Here is a 23,593-nt window from a genome sequence, read left to right as displayed (position 1 = left end):
GGAGAAATCTTTCGTTTTATGAAAAAATCCCTATAAATGGTGATTGTATCATTTTGAGTGTGATACTATATTTGTTGCGGTTATTACAAAACAAGTCATATTATTACAAGCGATTAATCAAATTGGTTATTGAAAAATCCCAACTATTGTGTCAGCCAGACTATAGTTGGGATTTTTAAGTTGGAAAGATGAAAGATTAATTGAATTTTCGCTTTTGAAACCAGTTTTCATTAAAGGTGATACCTAGTTTGATAGTATTGTAAGTTTCTTTAACAAGGCCGGCATCAGTAGTTCCGGTTTCTTTATATTCATATCCTAAGTTTATTCGAGAACCATCACGCATTGGTATGGTGAAACCGGCAGTTATACCTCTTTCATCAATGTCTTTACCTTGAACCGTCAGGTATTGTTGGTTGTAAAATGTACCTATACGATAATGCATCCGTTTAAATACTGAACGATGGTGACGTTGTGCTGCATATTGGATACCAAAACTACCACCATGAGTATTTCTGGCTTCACCGCCTGATATTAATAGTTTAGAGTTAGACCAATCGCCATAACGATAATCTGCCGCTACTGTTAAACCTTTGGCGGTTTGTAAAGCTAGTCCTCCCTGATAACTTAAAGGAATAAACAAATTGTTGACGTCTGTTTCTGTAGTGCTCAGGTCGGATGTGATATCATTGTAAATGCGTTGTTTGTAATAGGTGTCTAACTCTGTCGACATATTAATTATGCCACCTATTGAAAGGGTTGATAAGCCTATTGGTTGATGGTACTGGAATCCATATTCAAACAACAAGCTGCTGACATGGTAATTACGTTCGTTGTATATGGTTTCGCCAATAATACTCGGGTAATAAGATACTTCAATAACGTCAGTGGAGCCCCACAAATAGGAGGCGTTGATACCTAAGGATAACCTTTTGCCAATAGAAAAACCATTGTACCACGATAGTTGAGATATACCTCCTTCACCATAATAGTTGACCGGGTATTTATCAGTTGTGCCAAGTATGTACTTCTCACCATTTATGTTGTAGCCAATACTCGAATATGGGGATAAGCTAAATCCCATGCCCCAGTTTTTACCTGCTTTAAACCCAAAGCCTAGTGATTCTATATTTGCATTGGTATTATTCTGTTCATCACTTGACGTTTGGTAGTTCGAAAAGGCTATGTTTCCTTGTAGGTTAAATAAAAACTTCACACTGTCCATGGCGCTGTATGAGGCTGGGTTTAATTTGTTTAAATAAACTTCGGAGGGCAATGCAATGCCGGCATAACCCATTCCGGCCGTTGATGCATCGGCCTTTGAGTTAAGTAAACCAATGCCATATCGCGAGTAAGTTGATGATGTATTGTTTTGACTCAATGCCAACTGCGAGAGCGTAAAAAGTAGCAATAAAAAAGGTGTTTTATTCAATGTCATAATAATAGTAGTATAAAAGAAGCTTCGACTTGTTTTTTGTAATAGTATGTCCGTTAACGCATAACCAGGTTAATGAACTACCAATTTGACTCTCCGGAATGGTAATGAACAATCCTTGATCGGCATCAATGATAGACTCCTCTAGACGGCTATTGATATATGTAGTTAAGTCAAATGAATAGTAGGTGTCTTCATTGTAAATAGGATCAATAACCAGGTTGCTGGTTAAGGCATTACCATTGACATCTGAAAGGTATCCCCAAATTTCGTTGGCACGATAAATATCTCCTATGTACAGAGTGGATGGGAGTTCATCTGTTTCCATTATATCTAGGTCGGGATGGATACGTAGTTCAGCTTTAACTACATGACCTTTTGCTTTTAATTCCAGTAAATTATTAATGGTTGGCAAATCGACCCTTAACTTGTGACCCAGCCCGGATTGTAATATGGCCTTACCATTGGCTTGTTGTTCAGGTAATCGCTCTTTTTTATCGGTTAATTGATTATAGATTACATCTGAGTTGTGTGTTTGTATTTCATTAAAATGCGTGGTTTGTTGAAGGCTGAATGTTTGTTGGTTTTCAACTTTTTCTAGCCCAATGGTGTGTGAATATAATCGCAGGTACGATGTCGAATCACTGACCTCAAAACCTAAAGCTACCTTGCTTAAGTTGGTGTCACAAGCCACAATAAAACCCTTAAACTCCTCTTCAAAAAGGCTGTATTTGTCGGTGTGGTTTTTATAAGTATTTAAAAAGTCAATTATGCTTTTCGAGAAACTATCATCAAGCCGCATTATTATTTCTTCTTTGGCCTGAGGGTAAGGTCTGAATGTATGAGTACTTATTGGGGTGGCATCGTAACTAAAGGAATTTGTGTTATACAATGAACCATCGTCGTTCAATTCTATTGTTTCTGAAAGTTTGTGGAGTTTAAAATAAGCATCAACTGTTGTGTCGCCTATGGCATACGAATTTGGATGAAGTACCATAACCAGGCTGTCAAAAACTTCCTTTTCAGTATCCCAAGTAAAACTTCCGGGTGCACTTAATGAGAAATAAGTTTTTGCTTCCTGTCCGCCCAAAATCGGATTTTCGTAGTAGCCAATAAGTGCATTGGACGTATTAGAGGTTTTTACCGTATCTACAATGGTGGAAAGTTGGATGGTGACTGTATCAATTAATGCCGTATAGGTTGACGTATAAACAAAGCTATCGGCCATATCTAAACTACCTTCCTGACATGCAGAAAAGCATATAATAACTAAAAATGAAAGAGAACTCAGCCATGCTTTATGTTTTTTCATAATCATATGTTCTGATTGAAATTATTTTGGCACAAATAAAGGTTTCCTGCGCTTCGTCACTAAATTTTATCAATGAAGACAGAAACTGAATATGCCAATGGCAGGAGAGTTTCAACTAACGGTTGTTTGTTGGTCGTTATTAATTGTATCGACGTTTATTGAAGAAAACTGGAGTCCTGAAGATAAAATAGGAGTATTAATCGAAATGTTTTAGTTCTGCATGGTGTGTGTTCTAGTTTTGGATGAATTTTAAAATATATCTAACAATGAATTATACACAGCAATTAAGTATTTTGATTTTGCTATCATTAATGATTTTAAGCGCTTGTTCATCCAGTGATGATGACGAAGATTTAATGGGCAATTGGGTTGAAATGGGCTCTTTTGAAGGTGTGCCGCGTTGTGATGCGGTGGCCTTCGTAATCGACAATTACGCCTATGTAGGTACAGGCTATGATGGCGTTGAAGATGAACGATTAAATGATTTCTGGCGCTATGATGCAGAGAAGGATTTTTGGACGCAGATAGCACCATTTGAAGGCGCCGCGCGTAATGGTGCTGTTGGCTTCGGAGCCAATGGAAAAGGATATGTAACAACAGGGTATGATGGTAAAAATCGCCTCAATGACACATGGGAGTATAATGCATCGGCTAATAGCTGGACGCAGAAGAGTGATTTTGGTGGTTCTGCCCGATACGATGCAGTTTCGTTTGCTTTAAACAATAAAGGCTATGTCGGAACGGGGTATGATGGTAATCTTTTAAAAGATTTCTGGCAATACGATCCTGTAACGGATTCCTGGGAGCAACGTGTGAGTATTGGAGGTAAAAAAAGACGTGATGCAACAGCGTTTGTTATTGATGATAAGGCCTATGTATTAACAGGCTCGGATAATGGGCAGTATCTGGATGATATGTGGGAGTATGACGCTGCTAACGATATTTGGAATGCTAAACGTGATATTGATAAAGATGCAAATGAAGATGAGAGTTATGACGATGAGTACGAAATTGTAGGTATTAAAAGTGTTTCATTTTCGATTAATGGCTTAGGGTATATCACAACAGGAGGTCCGGGCGCACCAGGTGCTTTAACATGGGAGTATAATCCCGATAGTGATGTGTGGGAGCAGCGCAGTAACCATGAAGGTTCGCCACGCTACGATGCTGTTTCTTTTGTAATCAACAATGAGCCGTATATCGCAACCGGACGAAGTTCAGGTTATTATTTCGATGATGTATGGACGTTTAAGCCTAATGAAGAACAAGATGACGACGATTAAGGCTTTTCAGGAAAGTAGCTTGAGTATACAAGTCTTTTTAAAATGGGGAATCGCTTTTTTAGTGGTTGTAAGCTTAGTGGCATATTTTCTGGAGCTTAACGCTGAAGCTTATTCTTATAAAATTCATAAAGTAGAATCTGGGTATGGCTATCAGGTATTTAATAATGATAAGTTGTTGATTCAACAGGACTTTATACCAACGCTTGAAGGCTATATTCCATTTGATGAAAAGAATAAAGCAGAAGCTGCTGCCAAATTGGTTATTAGTAAATTGAAAGATAAACAACGACCGGCTTTAACTAACCTGGAAATCGAAAATATTATTCAATAAATCTGTTCAATTACCTATTAACCTCAGTTCGATTAAAAATAAACAGCTCAGATTTTATTAAATGACTGATATACCAAGCTATGGTGATAAAATTTAGAGAAGTAGATCTGTTATTTAATGAGAAGCATGTTTTTCCACTTGTAAACAACTGTTTTCTTCGTCATCTTTGCTTACCATAGCCCGCTATGCTCTCGCAAAAACTCCTTGAAACCAATTGTTTGCAAGCGGTCTGAGCTATTGATTTTATGTCGAACTGAGGTTATTAAAACCGCTAAGGATGATGTTTCTTTTTGAAATAGTCATCCTTAGTGTCGTTTGATTATGAAAATCTTTTCGCATCTTTACATGCAGTTTAGTAAGAATGATGCAAAAGCAAAAAATAGACGCCTATTATTTAAAGCTCATTGGGGTGACCCTAATGATGACTGCTACTTGTGTTGCTGATGGTAACAACAAACGTGGTCTTACCTTTGCTGAAGATAATGTTCGTGAAATTATCCTTGAACAGTTTCAATTGCTTTCATCAGGTCATCTGGCCGAGGTTATTGAATGGGATAATGCTATAAAGCATGCGAGCGAATTACCAATAGAGCGCTTTCAAACACTTAAAGCTACAGAGTATAAAGTTGTTGAGACCAAAGGTTCTTTGCCCGATTTTAATGCTGAGAGCATAGGTGTAAAACCTGAATCAATTCCTGATGAAGCTAGCTGTTGTACTTCTTATTACGCATTTAATGATGCGTTAATTCTTCAAAACAGAAACAAGTATTCGCTTGTAACTCGTGCCGGACCTTTGGTATAATTAATCAGACTAAAGTTTTTAACTCATAGAGTCAAAGTCTAACAATCGCTTAGACTCATATTCAATAAATTAGTAAATAAATAACACATAATATTATGGCATTGAGTGGTTTGATTTCCAAGTTGTTTGGAAACAAGTACGACAGAGATATGAAAGAGGTACAACCTTTGGTAAAACAAATCAAAGAGGTTTACCCACAGATTGAAAAGTTATCGCACAATGAATTGCGTCAGAAGTCAACTGAATTACGTGAACGCATTCAGGGAGCAGTAAAAGCCGAACAGGATAAAATTGCTGAATTAAAAGCAAAAACCGATTCGCTAGATGTTCCGGTTGCTGAAAAAGAAAAGATTTACAAAGAAGTTGATAAGCTAGAAAAAGACATCACAGAGAAATTAGAAACAGCTTTAACAGAGGCTTTGCCTGAAGCTTTTTCAATTGTGAAAGATACGGCTCGTCGCTTGTCACAAAATCAATCGATTGAAGTGGCTGCTACACAATTCGACCGTGATTTATCCACAACCAAAGATTTTGTTGAAATAGAAGGTGATAATGCCATTTATTATAACTCATGGTCAGCTGGTGGTAATGAAATTACCTGGGACATGATTCATTACGATGTGCAGCTAATTGGTGGTGTGGTGCTTCATAGTGGTAAAATTGCCGAGATGGCTACTGGTGAAGGTAAAACATTGGTGGCGACATTACCAGTGTTCCTAAATGCATTGGCTGGTCGTGGTGTGCATGTGGTAACGGTGAATGATTACCTGGCTAAGCGTGACTCGGAATGGATGGGGCCTTTATACCAATTCCACGGTTTGTCAGTTGATTGTATTGATAAGCACCGCCCTAATTCTCCTGAGCGTCGTGCGGCATACAAAGCAGATATTACATTTGGTACCAACAATGAGTTTGGTTTCGATTATTTGCGTGATAACATGGCTATTTCGCCTGACGATTTAGTGCAGCGTCCGCACAATTATGCCATTGTCGATGAGGTTGACTCGGTATTAATTGATGATGCTCGTACGCCATTGATTATTTCTGGTCCGGTACCAAAGGGGGATGATCAGTTGTTTGGCGATTTAAAACCAAAAATTGAAAAGATAGTTGAGGCTCAAAGAAAATTGGTGACTGGTGTTTTGGCAGAAGCCAAGCAAAAAATGAAGTCATCAGACAAAAAAGTACAAGAAGAAGGTGCACTATTATTGCTTCGTGCATTTAAAGGTTTACCAAAAAATAAAGCTATCATTAAGTTTTTAAGTGAGGTTGGTGTTAAAGCCAGTATGCTTAAAACTGAAAACTTCTACATGCAGGAGAATAGTAAAAACATGCATGTGGTTACAGATCCTTTATTCTTTGTTATTGATGAAAAAAATAACTCTATTGAATTAACAGATCAAGGTCTCGATTTAATAACAGGTTCGTCGGAGGATCCTGATTTCTTCGTATTGCCCGATGTAGGTTCTGATATTGCAATTCTGGAAAAAGAGACAATGTCTGAAGAAGAGCGTACGAAGAAAAAGGATGCGATTCTTCAAAATTTCTCTATCAAATCAGAGCGTGTACATACCATCAACCAGCTATTAAAAGCCTATACTTTATTTGAAAAGGATGTGGAGTATGTGGTAATGGAAAACAAGGTGAAGATTGTTGATGAGCAAACAGGTCGTATCATGGAAGGGCGACGTTACTCAGATGGTTTACACCAGGCAATTGAAGCAAAAGAACGCGTGACGGTTGAGGCAGCTACACAGACATATGCAACCATTACTTTGCAGAACTACTTCCGTATGTACAACAAGTTATCAGGTATGACTGGTACAGCGGAAACAGAAGCAGGCGAACTTTGGGATATCTATGAGTTGGATGTGGTTGTAATACCTACTAATCGCCCAATTCAACGTCACGATATGGAAGATATCGTGTATAAAACCAAGCGTGAGAAATACAATGCTGTAAGTGCTGAAATCATTCGTTTAGTTGAAGCAGGACGCCCGGTATTGGTTGGTACCACATCGGTTGAAGTTTCGGAGCTGTTAAGCCGTACTTTAAAGATGCGTGGAATTAAGCATAATGTACTGAATGCGAAATTACACCAACGTGAAGCAGAAGTAGTTGCAGAAGCCGGTGCTGCTGGTATTGTAACTATTGCTACCAACATGGCAGGTCGAGGTACCGATATTAAGCTATCTAAAGAAGTGAAAGATGCAGGTGGTTTGGCCATTATAGGTACCGAGCGTCATGAATCACGACGTGTCGATCGTCAGTTGCGTGGTCGTGCGGGTCGTCAGGGTGATCCGGGTTCTTCTCAGTTCTTTGTGTCATTGGAAGATGATTTAATGCGTATGTTCGGGTCAGATAGGATCGTGAAAACGATGGACCGTCTTGGATTAGAAGATGGTGAGATGATTCAGCATAGCATGATTACTAAATCCATTGAGCGCGCACAGAAGAAAGTAGAAGAAAATAACTTCGGTATTCGTAAGCGATTATTGGAATATGATGATGTGATGAATTCGCAGCGTGAAGTGATATACACCAAGCGTCGACATGCCTTGTACGGAGAACGTATTCAGGTAGATATTTCCAATATGATGGCTGATACATGTTCGGATATTGTGGCCGAATATCAAGAAGCAGGCGATTATGAAGGTTTCAAATTAGAATTGATTCGTGTTTTCTCGGCACAATCCCCATTTGCTGAAGAAGAGTTCTTAAAAGGAAGAGCTGATGAATTATCAACTCAGCTGTTTGATAAAATGTGGGAAGCCTACAAGCGCAAAGGCGAAATGATTGCTCAGCAGGCTAATCCTGTTATTAAAGATGTATACGAGACTAAAGCTGAAATGTACAAGAATATTGTGGTGCCTATCAGCGATGGTCAAAAAGTATATCAGATTACGACCAATCTGAAAAAAGCTTATGAAACAGAATCACAAGAGTTGGTTCGTTCGTTCCAGAAGGCTTCCATGTTAGTAACCATTGATGATGCTTGGAAAGAGCACTTGCGTGAGTTGGATGATTTGCGTCAGGCCGTACAGAATGCTACTTACGAGCAGAAAGATCCATTGTTAATATACAAGTTTGAGTCTTTTAACTTGTTTAAGACCATGGTTGGTGAAAACAATAAAGCGGTTGTTTCATTGCTTTCAAAGGGGCATATTCCTATTCAAAATGCCGATGGTGTTCAGGAAGCTCAGGAGCGCAAGCGTCAGGATTATAGTAAGATGCAAACGCGAAAAGACGAATTCTCACGAGGTAATGGTTCTCAGCAAGGTGGTCAGAAAAAACCTGAGCGTGTTGAGCCGGTACGAGTAGAGAAAAAGGTAGGTCGTAATGAGCCTTGTCCGTGTGGTAGTGGTAAAAAATATAAGCAGTGTCATGGTAAAGGATTACCTGCTTAAGAAATAGATATAAGGCATAGGTATCAAGCTTAAGGTTTTGCGTCATAATATTCTGAATATTGCTCCCTGAGCTTAGCGTATTGGACGAATAACCAAGGATTAAATCATCTTGATACTTAATGCTTAAATTATAATACTAAAAATATGATACTCAATTCAATCAATTGGAATGTTGATCCCGAAATTTTCTCAGTAGGACCAATTCATGTACGATACTATGGCCTGTTGTTTGCCATGGGTTTTATGCTGGGTTATTACATTATTGAGAAGATGTTTAAGTCAGAGGGTATTCAGCAGGAGTGGCTCGACAAATTATTTATGTATGTGGTCATTGCTACTATTGTAGGCGCTCGCTTAGGACATGTGATTTTTTACGGATGGGATTATTATTCGCAACATCCTGGTGATATTATTAAAATCTGGGAAGGTGGACTGGCCAGTCATGGTGGTGCCATCGGAATACTAATAGCACTCTATTACTATTCTAAAAAGGTGACCAGGAAAAGTATGATTTGGACATTGGATCGCCTGGTTGTGCCGGTGGCTTTAACTGCTGTTTTTATTCGCTTAGGCAACCTAATGAATTCAGAAATTTATGGTCATGCTACTGATTTACCATGGGGATTTGTATTTGAGCGTCGTGGCGAAGAATTAGCAAAGCACCCAACTCAATTGTATGAGGCCCTTTGTTATTTGATAACATTTGTGGTTACCTTCTTTACGTATTGGAAAACTAAGGCTAAAGCAAAGCAAGGGCTAATTTTTGGAATCTTTCTGATTGGCATTTTTGCTTCGCGTTTCTTTATTGAATTTGTAAAGGAGAATCAAGAAAATTTTGAAGAGGGGATGACCTTTAATATGGGGCAGTTGTTAAGTGTGCCATTTGTAATTGCTGGTGTGTATTACATTTATAAGGCTCTTAAGAAGTAACATAACTATAATAAAGGCAACCGGAATCATGTTTATGGTTCCGGTTTTTTTATGTGAAAAAGTTAAAAGTGTACGAATTTAGTAACAAAGTAAATAAATAGTCTATATTTGCATGATAAGTATATTTTGTCATGAGAGATAAAAACAAGAGCAAAAAGTATCAGTCAATTGTAGCTACCGGCAAAGAGTTATTCTGGCGCTATGGAATTAAAAGAGTGAGTCTCGAAGAAATTTGTAAAGATGCCTCTGTGAGCAAAATGACCTTCTATAAATACTTCCCCAACAAAATAGACTTGGCAAAAAGTATATTGGAAAGCATTTTAGAAGAATCTTTTGAGAAATTTGATCTAATACTTGAATCCGACAGCACATTTCAGAATAAAGTAGAGCAAATGCTGCTTATGAAAATGGAAGGCACAAAGGATATCAGTGCTGAGTTTTTAAATGATGTGTATGGAAATCCCGATATTGGTCTTCATCAATTAATGGAGCATGCTCACAAGCGTTCGACTAAAATGTTTACACGATTCCTCGAGACTGAACAGGAAAAAGGTGAAATTCGATCAGATATTAAGATTGACTTTGTCATTTATCAGATGAATTTAATGACGCAGATAGTCAACGATCAAACAATGCTGGATAAATATGATACGCCAAATCAATTAATAATGGAAAGTATGCGCTTTTTGTTTTATGGACTAATGCCAATAAATAAAGAAGGGTGATAAAATATTTATCCATATTAAGTTTCTTGTTGCTTGGATTTTGGGTTAAAGCTCAACTTGTTGCCGATAAAAATAAACTGGATTGGCAAGGACAGGTGGTGGGCTGGACACATTATAATCCAGATAATCCTTACCCAGTCTATTTTGGTGCTCGTTTTATACCGCAGCTAAATTATGAGATAGATTTGGGCAACAGCCAACGAATTGACTTTGAAGCTTCGGCTAATATGGTGGGTGATGTCGGTGTGCATATTCCTGATTCGAGCGATTGGAGCGGTAAAGTATCTCCCTATCGTATTTGGGGGCGCTATTCAAGTGAGCAGTTGGAGGTTCGTGCCGGACTACAAAAAATAAACTTTGGCTCGGCTTCACTATTAAGGCCATTAATGTGGTTCGATCAGGTTGATCCTCGCGATCCGCTTCAATTGACCGATGGTGTCTGGGGTGGTTTAATGCGCTATTATTTTATGAATAATGCCAACCTGTGGTTTTGGGTCTTGTATGGCAATAATAATGTTAAAGGTTGGGAGTTTGTGGAAAGTAACAATCGCATTCCTGAATTTGGAGGACGATTTCAAATGCCTGTACCGTTGGGTGAAGCAGCTATTTCATACCATCATCGCGTGGCCGATAGTCGCGATTTGGTTGGTGTAATACCCACTTATGAAAAGATTCCTGAAAACCGGTTAGGTATTGATGCACGCTTTGACAAAGTAGTAGGCTTTTGGTTTGAAGGGGCCTGGGTAAACATGGCGAAGAATGTGGGGATGTTTACCAATCAAGTGAATCTTAACCTGGGGCTTGACTATACCTTCGGTTTTGGAAATGGCTTAAATGTAATTGCCGAACATCTACTGACATCTTATGATGAGCAAGCTTTTGTATTTGATAATTCAGTTAAAATGACGGCTTTGTCATTAAACTATCCAATTGGTATGTTTGATAACCTGAATACCATCGTATTTTACAATTGGAGTGACAAGCAGCTATATAACTTCATCAATTGGAGTAAGCAATACGATTCCATCATTCTAAACATTATGGGGTATTGGAATCCTGAAAATTATAATATGCCCATACAGGCCAATGCAGAAAATTTGTTTGGAGGTAAAGGCATACAGTTGATGTTGGTATATAATTTTTAATAAAATTCAACTTACTAAACGAAATGACGATGAATGATATGATAATAGAGCTTAATCAGCTCACTAAACGTTTCCCTGTTGGTAGTGGGTTTTTCACCGCGTTAACCGATATAAATCTTGAGTTTGGTAAAGGTGAGTTTGCTGGCTTGGTAGGACCTAGTGGTTCGGGAAAAACAACATTGCTAAATATAATCGGTTCACTGGATGTGCCCAGCGATGGCAGTGCCACTGTTATGGGTAAATCCATTGCGTCACTAAATCAGAAGCAGGCTGCTAATCTACGCAATCATAACATCGGTTTTATCTTTCAAACTTACAATTTGCTCCCAGTATATACCGTTTACGAGAATGTTGAGTTTGCCTTGTTGTTGCAAAATATGTCGACCAATGAACGACGTAAAGCTGTGATGCAGGCGCTTGAATGGGTGGGCTTGACAGATAAAGAAAAATCCAAGCCATCCATGTTGTCAGGTGGTGAATGCCAGCGGGTGGCTATTGCACGCTCCATGGTTAAGAAGCCTGAGATTGTCCTGGCCGATGAGCCAACAGCAAACCTGGATTCTAAAAATTCTCATCACATCTTGCAAACCATGCAGAAGTTGAATGAAGAGTTGGGGGTAACTTTCATTTTTTCAACTCATGATGAAAAAGTGATGCAGTACCTGAAGCGAAAAATATCACTGGCAGATGGAAAAGTGGTAAATGATGAGTTGGTAAGTATGTTGCAATAGTAAATATTCAGTATAGGATTTCTTAAATAAACCATCGTTGAACGTCACAAATGTTAGCATTTAAATTAGCATATAAGAACCTCATAGGAGCTGGACTAAGAACCTGGCTGAATGTGAGCGTGCTGTCTTTTGCTTTTGTATTAATCATCTTTTACAATGGCATGATCGATGGCTGGAATCGACAAGGACGTAATGATACGCAAGCCTGGGAAGTGGCCAATGGACAATATTGGCATCCCGAATACGACAAGTTGGATGTTTATAGTATTAAAGATGGTCACCAATCATTGAGCCCATTAATACATCAGCGTGTATCGAAAGGCGAAATAGTACCATTGCTAATTCAGCAGGCAACTATTTATCCACAAGGGCACATGCAAAGCATTTTACTAAAGGGTATTCCTGCTAATCAACAGCTTTTGGAATTGCCTACCAGTGTTTTGCAGTTAAGTGATAGTGGCGTATCGGCAATTATCGGCAAGCGGATGGCGGAAACCACTCGACTTAAAGTTGGAGATAATGTGTTGATTCGCTGGAGAGATAAAAACGGGACTTTTGATGCGCGTGAGGTGACCATTGCAGCGGTGTTTAGTTGCGATGTGCCGGGTGCTGATAATGGACAGATTTATATTGATTTTGATGTGATGCAAGGCATGATGGGGTTTGAAAATAATGCCACCATCTTGGTTACTGCTGATGAGGCACCAATAGCCCTTGACGGATGGGATTTTAAAGATTTGGATTTTCTGCTGGCAGAATTAGATCAAATGATTGAATCAAAGAAAGGTGGTGGTATCGTGTTGCAAGGTGTGTTGTTGTTGTTGATTGCCTTATTGGCCATATTCGATACACAGGTCTTGTCCATATTCCGACGACAAAAAGAAATTGGTACCTATATCGCCCTTGGCTTAACTCGTAAGCAGGTTGTGGGAATCTTCACCATTGAAGGTGGTGCTCATAGTATTTTAGCGGCAATGGTTGGTGCGGCCTATGGTATACCATTTTTTCTATGGCTCGATACTGTTGGCTTAAGCTTCGGAGCTGCAGATGTTGGCATCACAATCGCTGAAACCATCTACCCTTATTATAGTCTCGGATTAATACTTTCAACCATGTTGTTGGTGGTGATGTCTGCTACGCTTGTTAGTTACCTGCCGGCACGTAAAATTGCCAGAATGAACCCAACGGAGGCTTTAAAAGGAAAGATTCAATAATAAGGTTTAATTATATAATAGTTTATCAATCGAAAATCATCCATCATAATTCAAACATCAAAACATGCTTGCATTAAAACTAGCCTATAAAAATTTACTTGGAGCCGGATTAAGAACCTGGTTAAATGTGAGTGTCTTGTCGCTGGCTTTTGTGCTCATCATCTTTTACAATGCGATGATTGATGGCTGGAATCGACAAAGCAGGAACGATACACAAAATTGGGAGATTGCTCAGGGGCAATATTGGCATCCTTCATACGATAAATACGATTTCTATTCCATTAACAATGCCCATCAAAAGCTATCGGATGAGGCGAACTCCTTGGTTCGTAAGGGTGTATTGGTGCCTGAATTACTTCAGCAAGCGACTATTTACCCTCAGGGTCGCATGCAAAGCATCCAATTAAGGGGAATACCATTTAACCAAAGTGTACTAAAATTACCAACAGCTAAGCTGCAAAATGTTGAAGATGAAGTAAAGGTAATCATTGGAAAGCGCATGGCTAAAGCGGCCAAACTAAAAGAGGGAGATGGGGTTTTGCTTCGCTGGCGTGATAAAAACGGCACTTTTGATGCCGTGCAATTAAAAGTTGCAACTGTTTTTAATTGTGATGTTGCCGAGGCTGATAATGGTCAGATATATATCGATTACCTAACAATGCAACAGATGATGGGCCTCGACAATGAAGCGACCCTTCTGGTGTATGATGATAATAAAAATCCGGTGATTACAGGATGGGAATTTAAATCTGCTGATTACCTGTTGAAAGAATTGGATGAACTCATTAATTCAGAACGTATCAGTGGCATGGTAGTACAAATGATATTGTTGATGATTGCTTTGTTGGCCATCTTCGATACACAGATATTATCCATATTCAGACGCAAGAAAGAGATTGGGACCTATATTGCTCTGGGGCTAACCCGACAACAGGTAGTGGGTGTTTTTACCATTGAAGGAGCTATGCACAGTGTGTTGGCTGCATTGCTTGGTGCCGCCTATGGTATTCCATTATTTCTATGGATTAATTCTGTGGGTATCAATTTCGGAAGTGCCGATATGGGCATCACCATTGCAGAGCGTGTGTATCCTTTTTACAGTGTAGGACTGGTGCTTGCAACAATTTTAGTGGTTCTTATTTCATCCACTATTGTTAGTTACATTCCGGCACGTAAAATTGCTCGTTTAAAACCAACGGATGCGTTAAAAGGGAGGTGAGTCAAGGCAATTCGCATTTAAAACGATTTTATTTTTGTGTTGCATAATACCGACATAAGCGGCGTAGTTTGGGACCCATTGACACAAACGGAGGAAAGAAAAATTTGATACCAAGCTGTTAATCTTTAAATTTTTCCCGTAGAGTTGACATAATGGGTAAACGAGTGCTTCGGTCGGCGGCTTTTTTCTCCCCTTTTTGAGCTGGAGGCAAAAAGGGGAAGCCTCAACGACTTGAGTTGTAAAATAATTTCTAAAATGCGATTGCAGTGGGAGGTGAGTGTTAAGCCTTGAAAAGTTAAAGAGTTTAATGATTTGGGTTTTCCGTACTTCGGACATAGTGCTTCGGACTTCGGACTAAAAAAAAGAGATATGATCAAATTTCTAATCAAAGGTATATTGCGCGATAAAAGCCGGAGTTTGCTACCAGTAATAGTGGTGTCTTTGGGTGTGTTCCTCACTGTATTTATGAGTGGGTGGATGAAAGGTGTGTTTGGCGATATGATAGATATGAATGCTAATTATAGCATGGGACATGTCAAAATAATGACACGTGCATATGCCGAAAACGAAGAACAAATACCCAATGACCTGGCTTTACTTGATGTCAGTTCGCTTACAGAGAAATTAAATAAGGAATACCCCGATTTGGAATGGGTACGACGTATTCAGTTTGGTGGATTGCTTGATGTACCTGACGCTAATGGTGAAACACGTGCTCAGGGACCAGCAGCCGGTCGTGCTGTTGATTTATTGTCGGCAGGCTCAAAGGAAGCAGAGCGGTTAAATATTCCCAAATCAATAGTGAAGGGGCGATTGCCGCAGAAGCAAGGTGAAGTGCTGATTAGTCATGAATTTGCTGAACGTTTTGGGGTGGAGTTGGGTGATGATATTTCCATATTGGGTTCAACCATGTATGGTAGCATGGTGGTGCCAACCTTTCAGGTGTGTGGAACTATTAATTTCGGAATGGCAATGCTCGATCGTGGTGCTATTATTATGGATATCACAGATGCTGAACTGGCTTTTGATATGTGTGATGCAGCTGGTGAGCTCTTAGCTTACTTTAAAAGTGGTTTGTACGATGATGAATTGGCCTTGGCCATACGGGAGGATTTTAATAATAAATATAGTGATGAAGCTGATGAGTTTTCGCCTCAAATGGTGCGTCTTCGCGATGAAGCAACGCTCAAACAATACCTCGATATGGCTGATAATATGAGTGCCATGATGGTGTCAATATTTGTGATTGCTATGTCTATTGTATTGTGGAATACTGGTCTGTTGGGTGGCCTGCGGCGTTATACCGAATATGGTGTGCGTTTGGCTCTGGGCGAAGAAAAAGGACATATTTTCCGAACGATTATTTATGAGGCTGTGATTATCGGTAGCATTGGTTCTGTTGTTGGTTCAGCCTTAGGTATTGGAGTATCCTATTATTTGCAGGAAAACGGTATTGATTTTAGTGCTATGATGGAGAATGTAACGATGATGATGCCAACGGTTTATCGCGCTAAAGTAACGCCGGAACTGTTTTATATTGGTTTTATTCCCGGTCTGCTGGCTATGACATTAGGCAATGCTTTAGCCGGTTATGCCATTTATAAACGTAAAACTGCACAGTTGTTTAAAGAGCTGGAAGTGTAATTTGGCTTGAAAGATACGTGTATGCGTGTGTAAGATGGGGTTTTACCATTGCGAGATGAGTTTTTGACATTGTAAGATGCGTTTTAGCTAGTGCGAGAAGGATTTTTTTTAATGTGAGATGGTATTTTCTGAATGTAAGAATGGATTTAGCCATTGCGAGATGAGTTTTTGACACTGTAAGAAGCGTTTTAGATAATGCGAGAAGTAATTTTTCGAATGTAAGATGTATTTTTTCGAATGTAAGACGCATGTTTTTGATTGCGAGATAGGTGTTGGAGATGGCACAATCAGCCTGTAAGAATGTGCGATGGATGATCTGTTGTATGTAAATGAAATTAAGAAGAGATTTTTTGAAGAACTTATAAAATACTAGCAATATGAAGCATTTATTAATTGCAATAATACTATTAGGTCTGCATGGTGTCATTTGCGCACAATCGGCCGATGAAATAATGCAAAAGATTGACAGGAACATGTCATCTGAAAATCGTGTGGTTGAATCGAGCATGACCATTCATGGGAGCCGAAACAGTCGAACGATTACTTCTGTCAGTTACACGGTAGGTACTGAAAAATCATTTACCGAATACTTGTCGCCAGCCCGCGAAAAAGGAACCAAAATGCTGAAACTGGAAGATAAGCTTTGGACCTATTACCCTGCGAATGATCGAATTGTTCAAATATCGGGGCACATGTTGCGCCAGTCGGTAATGGGCTCCGATTTATCATACGAAGATATGATGGATGACCGCAAGCTAACAGATGTTTATACAGCTGAAATAGAGTCGACCGAAATGATGGATAATCGTAAAGTCTTTGTTCTCAAATTAACTGCTAAAGTTGATGATGCAGCTTATTATTCGCGCAAACTATGGGTAGATGCCGAATATTATTTGCCACATAAAGAAGAAATGTACGCCAAAAGTGGTCAGTTACTTAAGCGCACTGTGCTAAGTAATTTTGAAAAGATTGATGGCCGCTGGTATCCTATGAAATTAAACTTTAAAGATGTATTAAAGCAGGGCAAGGGAACCGATTGGGAAATAATCAGTATAAAATTCGATGAAGAAATTCCTGACTACCTTTTTACAAAGGCAGCATTGAAACAGTAGATAGAAATACATTGTAAGTTTTTTTAAGCCGGATTATGTATTAGAATGTAGTAGATTTTCTAATGCATATTGCGAGGTTAAGTAACGCCACTTTATTGTAATGCAATAAAGTGGCGTTCTTTTTCTTAAATATTAAATGTTTGAGTTAGTGGTTCATTGTAAGTGGGGGTGTTGTTGTAATAATATGACATTAAATTGATAGGTACTAAAATAAATAGGGGTTAAAAATAAAAATAAACTAATAATTTGTAAATACACCCCTCATTTATATATTTGCACTCAATAAAACTGACAAATGTCATAAAAAACAATTTCGGGGGAGAGCAGCGCAACACAATTGAAGTGAAAGAAGACTAATTTCACTGAACTATTTTAAATGATAATGCTGATTGATTCCAAACTGTTTGAAGCACTCAATGAGTGTGATTGACATGCAATCGTTAACCTATATCACTTTATCATGAAATTGAAATTAAATTTAAATCTGAAGAAGAGAATGCTGGCTACCCTTGCCATTATTATGGGTTTGGGGGGCCTTATGGAGTTGAGTGCGCAACCCGGAGTTGATTCAGGAGCTACAGCCTGGATGATTACATCAACCGCTTTAGTGTTATTAATGGTGCCCGGACTAGCCATGTTTTATGGTGGATTGGTTCGTTCTAAGAATGTTCTGGGGACTATGATGCATAGTTTTGCGGCTATGGGCGTTATGAGTGTACTATGGGTAACTGTTAGTTATAGTATGTGCTTTGGTTCAAATGTTTTGGGTGGCTGGTTTGGCTGGAACCCTGATTACGTTTTCTTACAAGGTATTGATGAAACAGTGATGGAAGGTGGCGTACCCGAGTATGTATTTTCTATGTTTCAGGGTAAATTTGCTATAATCACGCCTGCTTTAATCGCCGGAGCTTTTGCCGAGCGTGTTAAATTCAGAGGCTACCTTGTGTTTATTACTCTTTGGGGGTTACTGGTTTATAATCCTTTATGTCACTGGGTGTGGGCCGAAGATGGATTCTTATTTAATATGGGTGCCGATGGCGCTATTGATTTTGCTGGTGGTACAGTGGTGCATATTTCTGCTGGTATTAGTGGATTAGTGGCAGCTATTTATTTAGGAGCTCGTCGTGGTTATCCACATCGTCAGATGAAGCCTAATAACCTGGTAATGGTTATGATGGGAGCTGGCTTACTTTGGGTTGGCTGGTTCGGATTTAATGCCGGAAGTAGTGTATCCAGCGGTTTAAGTACGGCACAGGCATTAACAGCAACACAGGTAGCAGCGGCAGCAGGTGCGTTAACCTGGATTATTATTGAAGGTTTTCACCAAGGTAAAATGACAGCACTAGGCTTTGCTTCAGGTATATTATCTGGTTTGGTTGCAGTAACACCGGCAGCTGGTGTTGTACAACCATTAGGAGCTATGTTATTAGGTGCCTTGGCTACCATAATTTGCTACCTGATGTTAATTGTAAAGGACAAAATGGGTTATGACGATTCATTAGATGCCTTTGGCATTCATGGTGTAGGCGGTATTGTTGGTGCCATTGCACTTGTATTCTTCATTCGCGATAGCTGGATGGCTAATGCTGCAGAAGCAGCAGGTGGCAGCTGGACTATCTGGCAGCAATTAGGAGTTCAGGTGGCAGCTGTAGGAATTGCCATCGTCTATTCAATCGTACTTACGCTAATTATTCTTGTTGTTGTAGAGAAAATATTTGGCTTAAAATCATCACCGGAAGAAGAGATGCAGGGCTTAGATCACGCCTACCATGGTGAACGAGGATATGGAATGCTTAACCCTAATTAATGATTTAAACACAAAAAGCAATGAAATTAATAACAGCTATTATACGTTCATACCAGCTTGATCAGGTACGTGAAAGCTTGATAAGTGCAGGGATTACAAGAATTACAGTGAGTCGTGTTTCAGGACATGGAGCTCAAAAGCGAGAAGAAGTTTATCGTGGTAAAAAGGTGATTCCCGCATTAATACCAAAAATGCGTGTTGAAATTGCCGTTAATGAGGAGTTTGTCGATACAACGGTAGATGCCATCATTAATGGCGCTAAGTCAGTTAGCGAAGTCGAAGGTGAAATCGGTGATGGTAAAATCTTTATCACGCCTCTTGAAGAATGTATACGAATAAGAACGGGAGAAAAAGGTAGCACGGCAATATAAAATTACAGGTGCGAACAAAGTACCTGCCAACTCCAAATCTATGAAAATGAAAATCCTCCAAAACCGGAGGATTTTTTCGTTTATAACTATTCTGTATATTTAAAGATTATAACCTAATTAAATACTGAAAATGGGATTATTCGATAAATTAAGAGGTGAATTTATTGATATTATTGAGTGGCTCGATGACTCTAACGATACAATGGTTTACCGTTTTGAAAGGTATCAGAACGAAATTAAAAATGGTGCTAAGTTAACTGTTCGCGAAGGACAGATTGCTGTTTTTATTAATGAAGGGCAGATAGCAGATGTCTTTCAGCCTGGCATGTATACCTTAAATACACAAAACTTGCCAATACTGTCGACCTTGCAAGGATGGAAGCATGGTTTTAACAGCCCGTTTAAAGCCGAAGTATACTTTGTGAGTACACGTAGCCTCACAGCACAGAAATGGGGTACGAAAAATCCCATCACATTAAGCGACCAGCGATTTGGTATGCTTGAGATACGTGCCTTTGGTACATATGTGATTAAAGTAAGCAATGCCCCTTTATTTATCAAAGAAATAGTTGGAACCGACGGTCACTTTACAACTGATGAAATTGCTGATCAGCTAAAAAGTATGATAGTTACACGCTTTACCGATGCCGCTGGAGAAGCCGGTTTTCCTATTGAAGCGTTTGCAGGTAATATCAATGAATTATCGGATTATGTATTGACCATAATTGCACCTGAATTTGCACAGTATGGCCTCGAATTGCCAAAGTTTTTGGTTGAGAATGTGTCGATGCCTGAAGAAATCAAAAAAGAGATTTTTGAATTAAGTCGATTAAATGCCATAGATTTAAACAAGTTGGCACAGATGAAAGCGGCTAAAGCCATGGAAGCAGCAGCAAGTAATCCTAGTGGAACAGCGGGAGCAGGAATGGGCATGGGTATGGGATTTGCTATGGCAAACCAAATGGGGCAAACTTTTGCCTCTGACCAACAACAGCCACAACAATCGGCTCCATCAACACCACCTCCTGTACCACCAGCATTAACGTTTTTTGTGGTTGTAAATGGGCAGCAGGCTGGTCCTTACGATATGGCGGCGTTAAAGCAAATGGCCATGCAAAACCAACTTAGTAGGGAGTCGCTTGTTTGGCGCGATGGTATGGCTAACTGGGCTGCAGCGGGCGAACAAGCTGAATTAAAATCCTTATTTGGAAGTGTCCCACCACCAATACCAGGACAGTAAGATGGAAAACGAAAACATAGAATCACAAGAGTTGGCAGTAGGTACCTTTGCTTGCTCATCGTGTGGTGCCGACCTTAAATATAAACCTGGTACGCAGCATCTCAACTGTGCCTATTGCGGTGCTGAAAATGATATTCCTCAAATTGATGTTGACATCGAAGAGTTGGATTTTCATCAGTACCTGGCTCAAAAGACTGAATCAGAAGAGTCAATTACTGCAAAATTCATTAAATGTGATAACTGCGGCGCTTCCGCTACTTTGGAGGAGGATGTAACCGCCACTAACTGTGCATATTGTGCTTCTCCATTGGTGCTAGAGCATGCAAAGGAAGAAGAGGTCATTCAGCCAAAGTCACTACTTCCATTTAAGCTCAATAAAAACGATGCTAAGGACCAGTTTAAACAATGGGTGAATCGTTTATGGTTTGCACCGAATGACTTAAAGAAAGCTACCCTTAATTTTGACCACTTTATGGGTGTTTATATTCCTTATTGGACATACGATACTGATACGTATTCCAAATATATTGGACAACGTGGTGACTACTATTACGTAACAGAAACTTACACAACTACAGAAAATGGTAAATCTGTAACGAAAACACGCCAGGTTAGAAAAACACGTTGGAGCCATGCATCTGGTCAGGTGCACAGGTTTTTTGATGATATACTTACGGTAGCCACACGTTCTTTACCTCAAAAATACATCTATAAACTGGAACCCTGGGATCTGGAAAATCTGGTGCCCTTTGATCCGAGTTATATTAGTGGATTTATTGCCGAAAAATATCAGGTTAATTTAGAAGAAGGGTTTGAGATTGCCAAGGATATTGCAGAGCCTGAAATACGTCGTTTGATTAGACGTGATATTGGTGGCGATGAGCAGCGAATCATATCCCTGAATACGAGCTATAAGGACATTACATTTAAACACTTGTTGTTGCCTGTTTTTGTGTGTGCTTACCTTTTTAAAGGCAAATTGTACCAGTTTTTAGTTAATGGTAGGACAGGAGAGGTACAAGGGCAACGTCCGTATTCCTGGATTAAAATTACTTTTACAGTCATTGCAGTATTATTGCTTATTGCGGCAATAGTATTTGCCTATCAATACTATCAAAATCCACCTCCTTCAGACTATTAGGAGCTTATGAACTAGATATAAAAAGATCCCCAATTCAAATTTGAGTTGGGGACCTTTTTTGTATAGGAATAAGATATTATTCTGGTTGATGTTGCGGACGAAGCAAGTCCATCACCGTTTTAACTGGATTAAATGTACTAACAGGAACTTCTACAAAGAAAGTAAGCCAGTGAGCCATCGCACCGTTCCAAAGTCCTGGTAATTCAAGGGCTTTTAATGGTCTGCCACTTTGTGTTTTCTCCGATATGAAACCAGTTGCAGGATCAACAAATGCTTTAAGGTCAAACTTCTCGCCCTTGTAATTTTTGGTATAACACACTAAATCCACCGGATTAAAATGAGTACTCGACTGTAGTATTTTTTGTTGTTCAGCATCATTAGGATCAATTTGTGCACCTTCAACAATTTGCAGGCTAATGCTACCATCTTCCTGATTTACCCAAAATGGACCACCACCTGCTTCACCTTCATTTTTTACTATACCACAAACACGTATTGGCTTGTTAAGTTTTTCTTTAATTATTACTGTTTTCTCATCACTACTTAGGGCTTCCAGCTGTGTTCTGTTCATTTGAAGTTCAGCACATAAAAAGTCAAGTCCTTTAGTTAATGTTGTACCTATATTATTGGCATTGGCATGATCTAATTCTTCAAGAATCTCAAAAGCCTGTTCTTTTTTTGATAATAGAATACCGGCCAGAAGTTGCTTGTATTTAATGGTATCTGGCAATAGGTATTCTGGCACCACATTATCAATGTTTTTAATGAAAATAAGCTCTTCTTCTAATTCATTGAGGTTTTCAATTAAAGCTCCATGTCCTGCTGGTCTGAATAATAATGAACCATCATTTTGCCTGAAAGGGGTATTTTCGGGATTAACAGCTATGGTATCAGTGGCCTGTTTTTGGAATGAGAAATCGACAGTAAATTCACAATTGAGTTCATTCTCGATTGAAGCCCTGCTCTTTGCCAATTGTTTTTTAAATAGTTCGTGATGTTCAGGACTAACAGTAAAATGTACTTTACCTTTATTATTGAAGCTAGCATAATGAGCTGCTTCTTTTAAGTGTTCTTCAAGTGGGGTGGTACATGAATTATTTTGTTTATGAAATTTCAATAAACCCTTTGGTAGTTTGCCATAATTCAAGCCTTCCGGTAACAATAAACACTCAATGATTCGCGCTGCTTCATTAGTGTCAATAATATCCTCATTAACCTTTCCGAGTTGTTCGAGTAGATCATCATAAAATGCAAATTTTGAAAGCTTTACAACAAAACTGGCATAGGGTTCTTTATTTAATAATTGACTTTGATTATTCTTATCAGTTTGTATAAATTCAAAAAGAGCCTTGAACATTCGTGTAGCAGCTCCCGACGCTGGCACAAACTTAATGGTGTCTAATCCATCCTTAATCGCCTGTTTGTATTTCTCGATATATTCGCTTTCTGTTCCCGGGTCATTCTTAATTATTCCATCATTAATGGTAGCTGCTTTATTTAATGATGAATAAGCAAAACCGTTTTTGAATTGACCTAATTGCTTATCTATTAGTTCCCGTGAAATATTTTTCTCTTCAATACTTTTGATGTCGTCCTTGGTTAGCATGTATTATTTGTTTTAGTTATGTAATATTAATTGTTTTGTGGCTTTTTAACAAGCTAATTAAGTATTGGAGTTACCCCATAATACAGATGCCTATCTCATGGATTTCTTAGTTAACAAGGGTTTGCAGGGAATGCTAAGTGA

Annotated in this window: 19 protein-coding genes; 16 read left to right on the top strand and 3 right to left on the bottom strand. The window is 39.0% G+C overall.

Annotated elements, in window-relative coordinates:
- Positions 1-196: 196 nt before the first annotated feature.
- Positions 197-1,435 (bottom strand): hypothetical protein, encoded by a 1,239-nt coding sequence (locus tag JIV24_RS03140; RefSeq protein ID WP_200463552.1) that lies wholly within the window; start codon positions 1,433-1,435, stop codon positions 197-199.
- Entirely contained in the window at positions 1,422-2,744 is a 1,323-nt protein-coding gene (locus tag JIV24_RS03135; RefSeq protein WP_200463551.1) for a DUF4270 family protein, read from the bottom strand. Before JIV24_RS03135 ends, JIV24_RS03140 begins: the two co-directional genes overlap by 14 nt.
- Positions 2,745-3,010: 266 nt before the next feature.
- On the opposite strand from JIV24_RS03135, the gene JIV24_RS03130 reads away from it, so the two are divergent.
- From JIV24_RS03130 to JIV24_RS03055, 16 genes are all read left to right on the top strand, one after another.
- Positions 3,011-4,027 carry a Kelch repeat-containing protein gene (locus JIV24_RS03130; protein ID WP_234445685.1) on the top strand — a complete coding sequence of 339 codons (1,017 nt, stop codon included), beginning with the start codon at positions 3,011-3,013 and terminating at the stop codon, positions 4,025-4,027.
- Positions 4,014-4,358 (top strand): DUF4907 domain-containing protein, encoded by a 345-nt coding sequence (locus tag JIV24_RS03125; protein WP_200463549.1) that lies wholly within the window; start codon positions 4,014-4,016, stop codon positions 4,356-4,358. Before JIV24_RS03130 ends, JIV24_RS03125 begins: the two co-directional genes overlap by 14 nt.
- A gap of 361 nt (positions 4,359-4,719) precedes the next feature.
- On the top strand, positions 4,720-5,160 hold the full coding sequence (locus JIV24_RS03120; RefSeq protein WP_200463548.1) for a hypothetical protein: 441 nt from the start codon (positions 4,720-4,722) through the stop codon (positions 5,158-5,160).
- 95 nt (positions 5,161-5,255) lie between these two features.
- Entirely contained in the window at positions 5,256-8,567 is a 3,312-nt protein-coding gene (gene secA / locus JIV24_RS03115; RefSeq protein ID WP_200463547.1) for a preprotein translocase subunit SecA, read from the top strand.
- Between the two features lie 144 nt (positions 8,568-8,711).
- Positions 8,712-9,497 (top strand): prolipoprotein diacylglyceryl transferase, encoded by a 786-nt coding sequence (gene lgt / locus JIV24_RS03110; RefSeq protein WP_200463546.1) that lies wholly within the window; start codon positions 8,712-8,714, stop codon positions 9,495-9,497.
- 131 nt (positions 9,498-9,628) lie between these two features.
- Positions 9,629-10,222 carry a TetR/AcrR family transcriptional regulator gene (locus JIV24_RS03105; RefSeq protein ID WP_200463545.1) on the top strand — a complete coding sequence of 198 codons (594 nt, stop codon included), beginning with the start codon at positions 9,629-9,631 and terminating at the stop codon, positions 10,220-10,222.
- Positions 10,219-11,367, top strand: coding sequence for a hypothetical protein (locus JIV24_RS03100; protein ID WP_200463544.1), 1,149 nt, complete (start codon positions 10,219-10,221; stop codon positions 11,365-11,367). Before JIV24_RS03105 ends, JIV24_RS03100 begins: the two co-directional genes overlap by 4 nt.
- A 29-nt stretch (positions 11,368-11,396) precedes the next feature.
- On the top strand, positions 11,397-12,098 hold the full coding sequence (locus JIV24_RS03095; protein ID WP_200463543.1) for an ABC transporter ATP-binding protein: 702 nt from the start codon (positions 11,397-11,399) through the stop codon (positions 12,096-12,098).
- A 50-nt stretch (positions 12,099-12,148) separates the two neighbouring features.
- Entirely contained in the window at positions 12,149-13,312 is a 1,164-nt protein-coding gene (locus tag JIV24_RS03090; protein ID WP_200463542.1) for an ABC transporter permease, read from the top strand.
- Positions 13,313-13,376: 64 nt separating this feature from the next.
- Positions 13,377-14,531, top strand: a complete 1,155-nt coding sequence (locus JIV24_RS03085; protein WP_200463541.1) for an ABC transporter permease — start codon at positions 13,377-13,379, stop codon at positions 14,529-14,531.
- A 369-nt stretch (positions 14,532-14,900) separates the two neighbouring features.
- Positions 14,901-16,175: an ABC transporter permease gene (locus tag JIV24_RS03080; RefSeq protein WP_200463540.1), complete on the top strand. Its 1,275-nt coding sequence runs from the start codon at positions 14,901-14,903 to the stop codon at positions 16,173-16,175.
- 377 nt (positions 16,176-16,552) lie between these two features.
- Positions 16,553-17,287 (top strand): outer membrane lipoprotein-sorting protein, encoded by a 735-nt coding sequence (locus JIV24_RS03075; protein ID WP_200463539.1) that lies wholly within the window; start codon positions 16,553-16,555, stop codon positions 17,285-17,287.
- Between the two features lie 460 nt (positions 17,288-17,747).
- Positions 17,748-19,094: an ammonium transporter gene (locus tag JIV24_RS03070; protein WP_234445684.1), complete on the top strand. Its 1,347-nt coding sequence runs from the start codon at positions 17,748-17,750 to the stop codon at positions 19,092-19,094.
- A 20-nt stretch (positions 19,095-19,114) separates the two neighbouring features.
- Positions 19,115-19,465 carry a P-II family nitrogen regulator gene (locus JIV24_RS03065; protein ID WP_200463538.1) on the top strand — a complete coding sequence of 117 codons (351 nt, stop codon included), beginning with the start codon at positions 19,115-19,117 and terminating at the stop codon, positions 19,463-19,465.
- A 130-nt stretch (positions 19,466-19,595) separates the two neighbouring features.
- Positions 19,596-20,705 carry an SPFH domain-containing protein gene (locus JIV24_RS03060; protein WP_200463537.1) on the top strand — a complete coding sequence of 370 codons (1,110 nt, stop codon included), beginning with the start codon at positions 19,596-19,598 and terminating at the stop codon, positions 20,703-20,705.
- Between the two features lies 1 nt (position 20,706).
- Complete coding sequence (locus tag JIV24_RS03055; protein WP_200463536.1) at positions 20,707-21,846, top strand: zinc finger domain-containing protein; 1,140 nt, start codon at positions 20,707-20,709, stop codon at positions 21,844-21,846.
- A 76-nt stretch (positions 21,847-21,922) separates the two neighbouring features.
- Here JIV24_RS03055 and JIV24_RS03050 read toward each other — a convergent pair whose 3' ends face one another.
- Positions 21,923-23,452 carry a DUF4301 family protein gene (locus JIV24_RS03050; protein WP_200463535.1) on the bottom strand — a complete coding sequence of 510 codons (1,530 nt, stop codon included), beginning with the start codon at positions 23,450-23,452 and terminating at the stop codon, positions 21,923-21,925.
- Between the last annotated feature and the right edge of the window lie 141 nt (positions 23,453-23,593).

Source organism: Carboxylicivirga marina (genome assembly GCF_016612505.1).
GTDB classification, from domain to species: domain Bacteria; phylum Bacteroidota; class Bacteroidia; order Bacteroidales; family Marinilabiliaceae; genus Carboxylicivirga; species Carboxylicivirga marina.
The sequence above is the reverse complement of the archived record's forward strand: the minus strand, read 5'-3'. Positions and strand labels throughout refer to the sequence as shown.

What these genes read in the sequence shown, in the direction of transcription:
- JIV24_RS03140 (WP_200463552.1), bottom strand. Translation starts at nt 1,435, where the DNA reads ATGACATTGAATAAAACACCTTTTTTATTGCTACTTTTTACGCTCTCG.
- JIV24_RS03135 (WP_200463551.1), bottom strand. Translation starts at nt 2,744, where the DNA reads ATGAAAAAACATAAAGCATGGCTGAGTTCTCTTTCATTTTTAGTTATT.
- JIV24_RS03130 (WP_234445685.1), top strand. Translation starts at nt 3,011, where the DNA reads ATGAATTATACACAGCAATTAAGTATTTTGATTTTGCTATCATTAATG.
- JIV24_RS03125 (WP_200463549.1), top strand. Translation starts at nt 4,014, where the DNA reads ATGACGACGATTAAGGCTTTTCAGGAAAGTAGCTTGAGTATACAAGTC.
- JIV24_RS03120 (WP_200463548.1), top strand. Translation starts at nt 4,720, where the DNA reads ATGATGCAAAAGCAAAAAATAGACGCCTATTATTTAAAGCTCATTGGG.
- secA (WP_200463547.1), top strand. Translation starts at nt 5,256, where the DNA reads ATGGCATTGAGTGGTTTGATTTCCAAGTTGTTTGGAAACAAGTACGAC.
- lgt (WP_200463546.1), top strand. Translation starts at nt 8,712, where the DNA reads ATGATACTCAATTCAATCAATTGGAATGTTGATCCCGAAATTTTCTCA.
- JIV24_RS03105 (WP_200463545.1), top strand. Translation starts at nt 9,629, where the DNA reads ATGAGAGATAAAAACAAGAGCAAAAAGTATCAGTCAATTGTAGCTACC.
- JIV24_RS03095 (WP_200463543.1), top strand. Translation starts at nt 11,397, where the DNA reads ATGAATGATATGATAATAGAGCTTAATCAGCTCACTAAACGTTTCCCT.
- JIV24_RS03090 (WP_200463542.1), top strand. Translation starts at nt 12,149, where the DNA reads ATGTTAGCATTTAAATTAGCATATAAGAACCTCATAGGAGCTGGACTA.
- JIV24_RS03085 (WP_200463541.1), top strand. Translation starts at nt 13,377, where the DNA reads ATGCTTGCATTAAAACTAGCCTATAAAAATTTACTTGGAGCCGGATTA.
- JIV24_RS03080 (WP_200463540.1), top strand. Translation starts at nt 14,901, where the DNA reads ATGATCAAATTTCTAATCAAAGGTATATTGCGCGATAAAAGCCGGAGT.
- JIV24_RS03075 (WP_200463539.1), top strand. Translation starts at nt 16,553, where the DNA reads ATGAAGCATTTATTAATTGCAATAATACTATTAGGTCTGCATGGTGTC.
- JIV24_RS03070 (WP_234445684.1), top strand. Translation starts at nt 17,748, where the DNA reads ATGAAATTGAAATTAAATTTAAATCTGAAGAAGAGAATGCTGGCTACC.
- JIV24_RS03065 (WP_200463538.1), top strand. Translation starts at nt 19,115, where the DNA reads ATGAAATTAATAACAGCTATTATACGTTCATACCAGCTTGATCAGGTA.
- JIV24_RS03060 (WP_200463537.1), top strand. Translation starts at nt 19,596, where the DNA reads ATGGGATTATTCGATAAATTAAGAGGTGAATTTATTGATATTATTGAG.
- JIV24_RS03055 (WP_200463536.1), top strand. Translation starts at nt 20,707, where the DNA reads ATGGAAAACGAAAACATAGAATCACAAGAGTTGGCAGTAGGTACCTTT.
- JIV24_RS03050 (WP_200463535.1), bottom strand. Translation starts at nt 23,452, where the DNA reads ATGCTAACCAAGGACGACATCAAAAGTATTGAAGAGAAAAATATTTCA.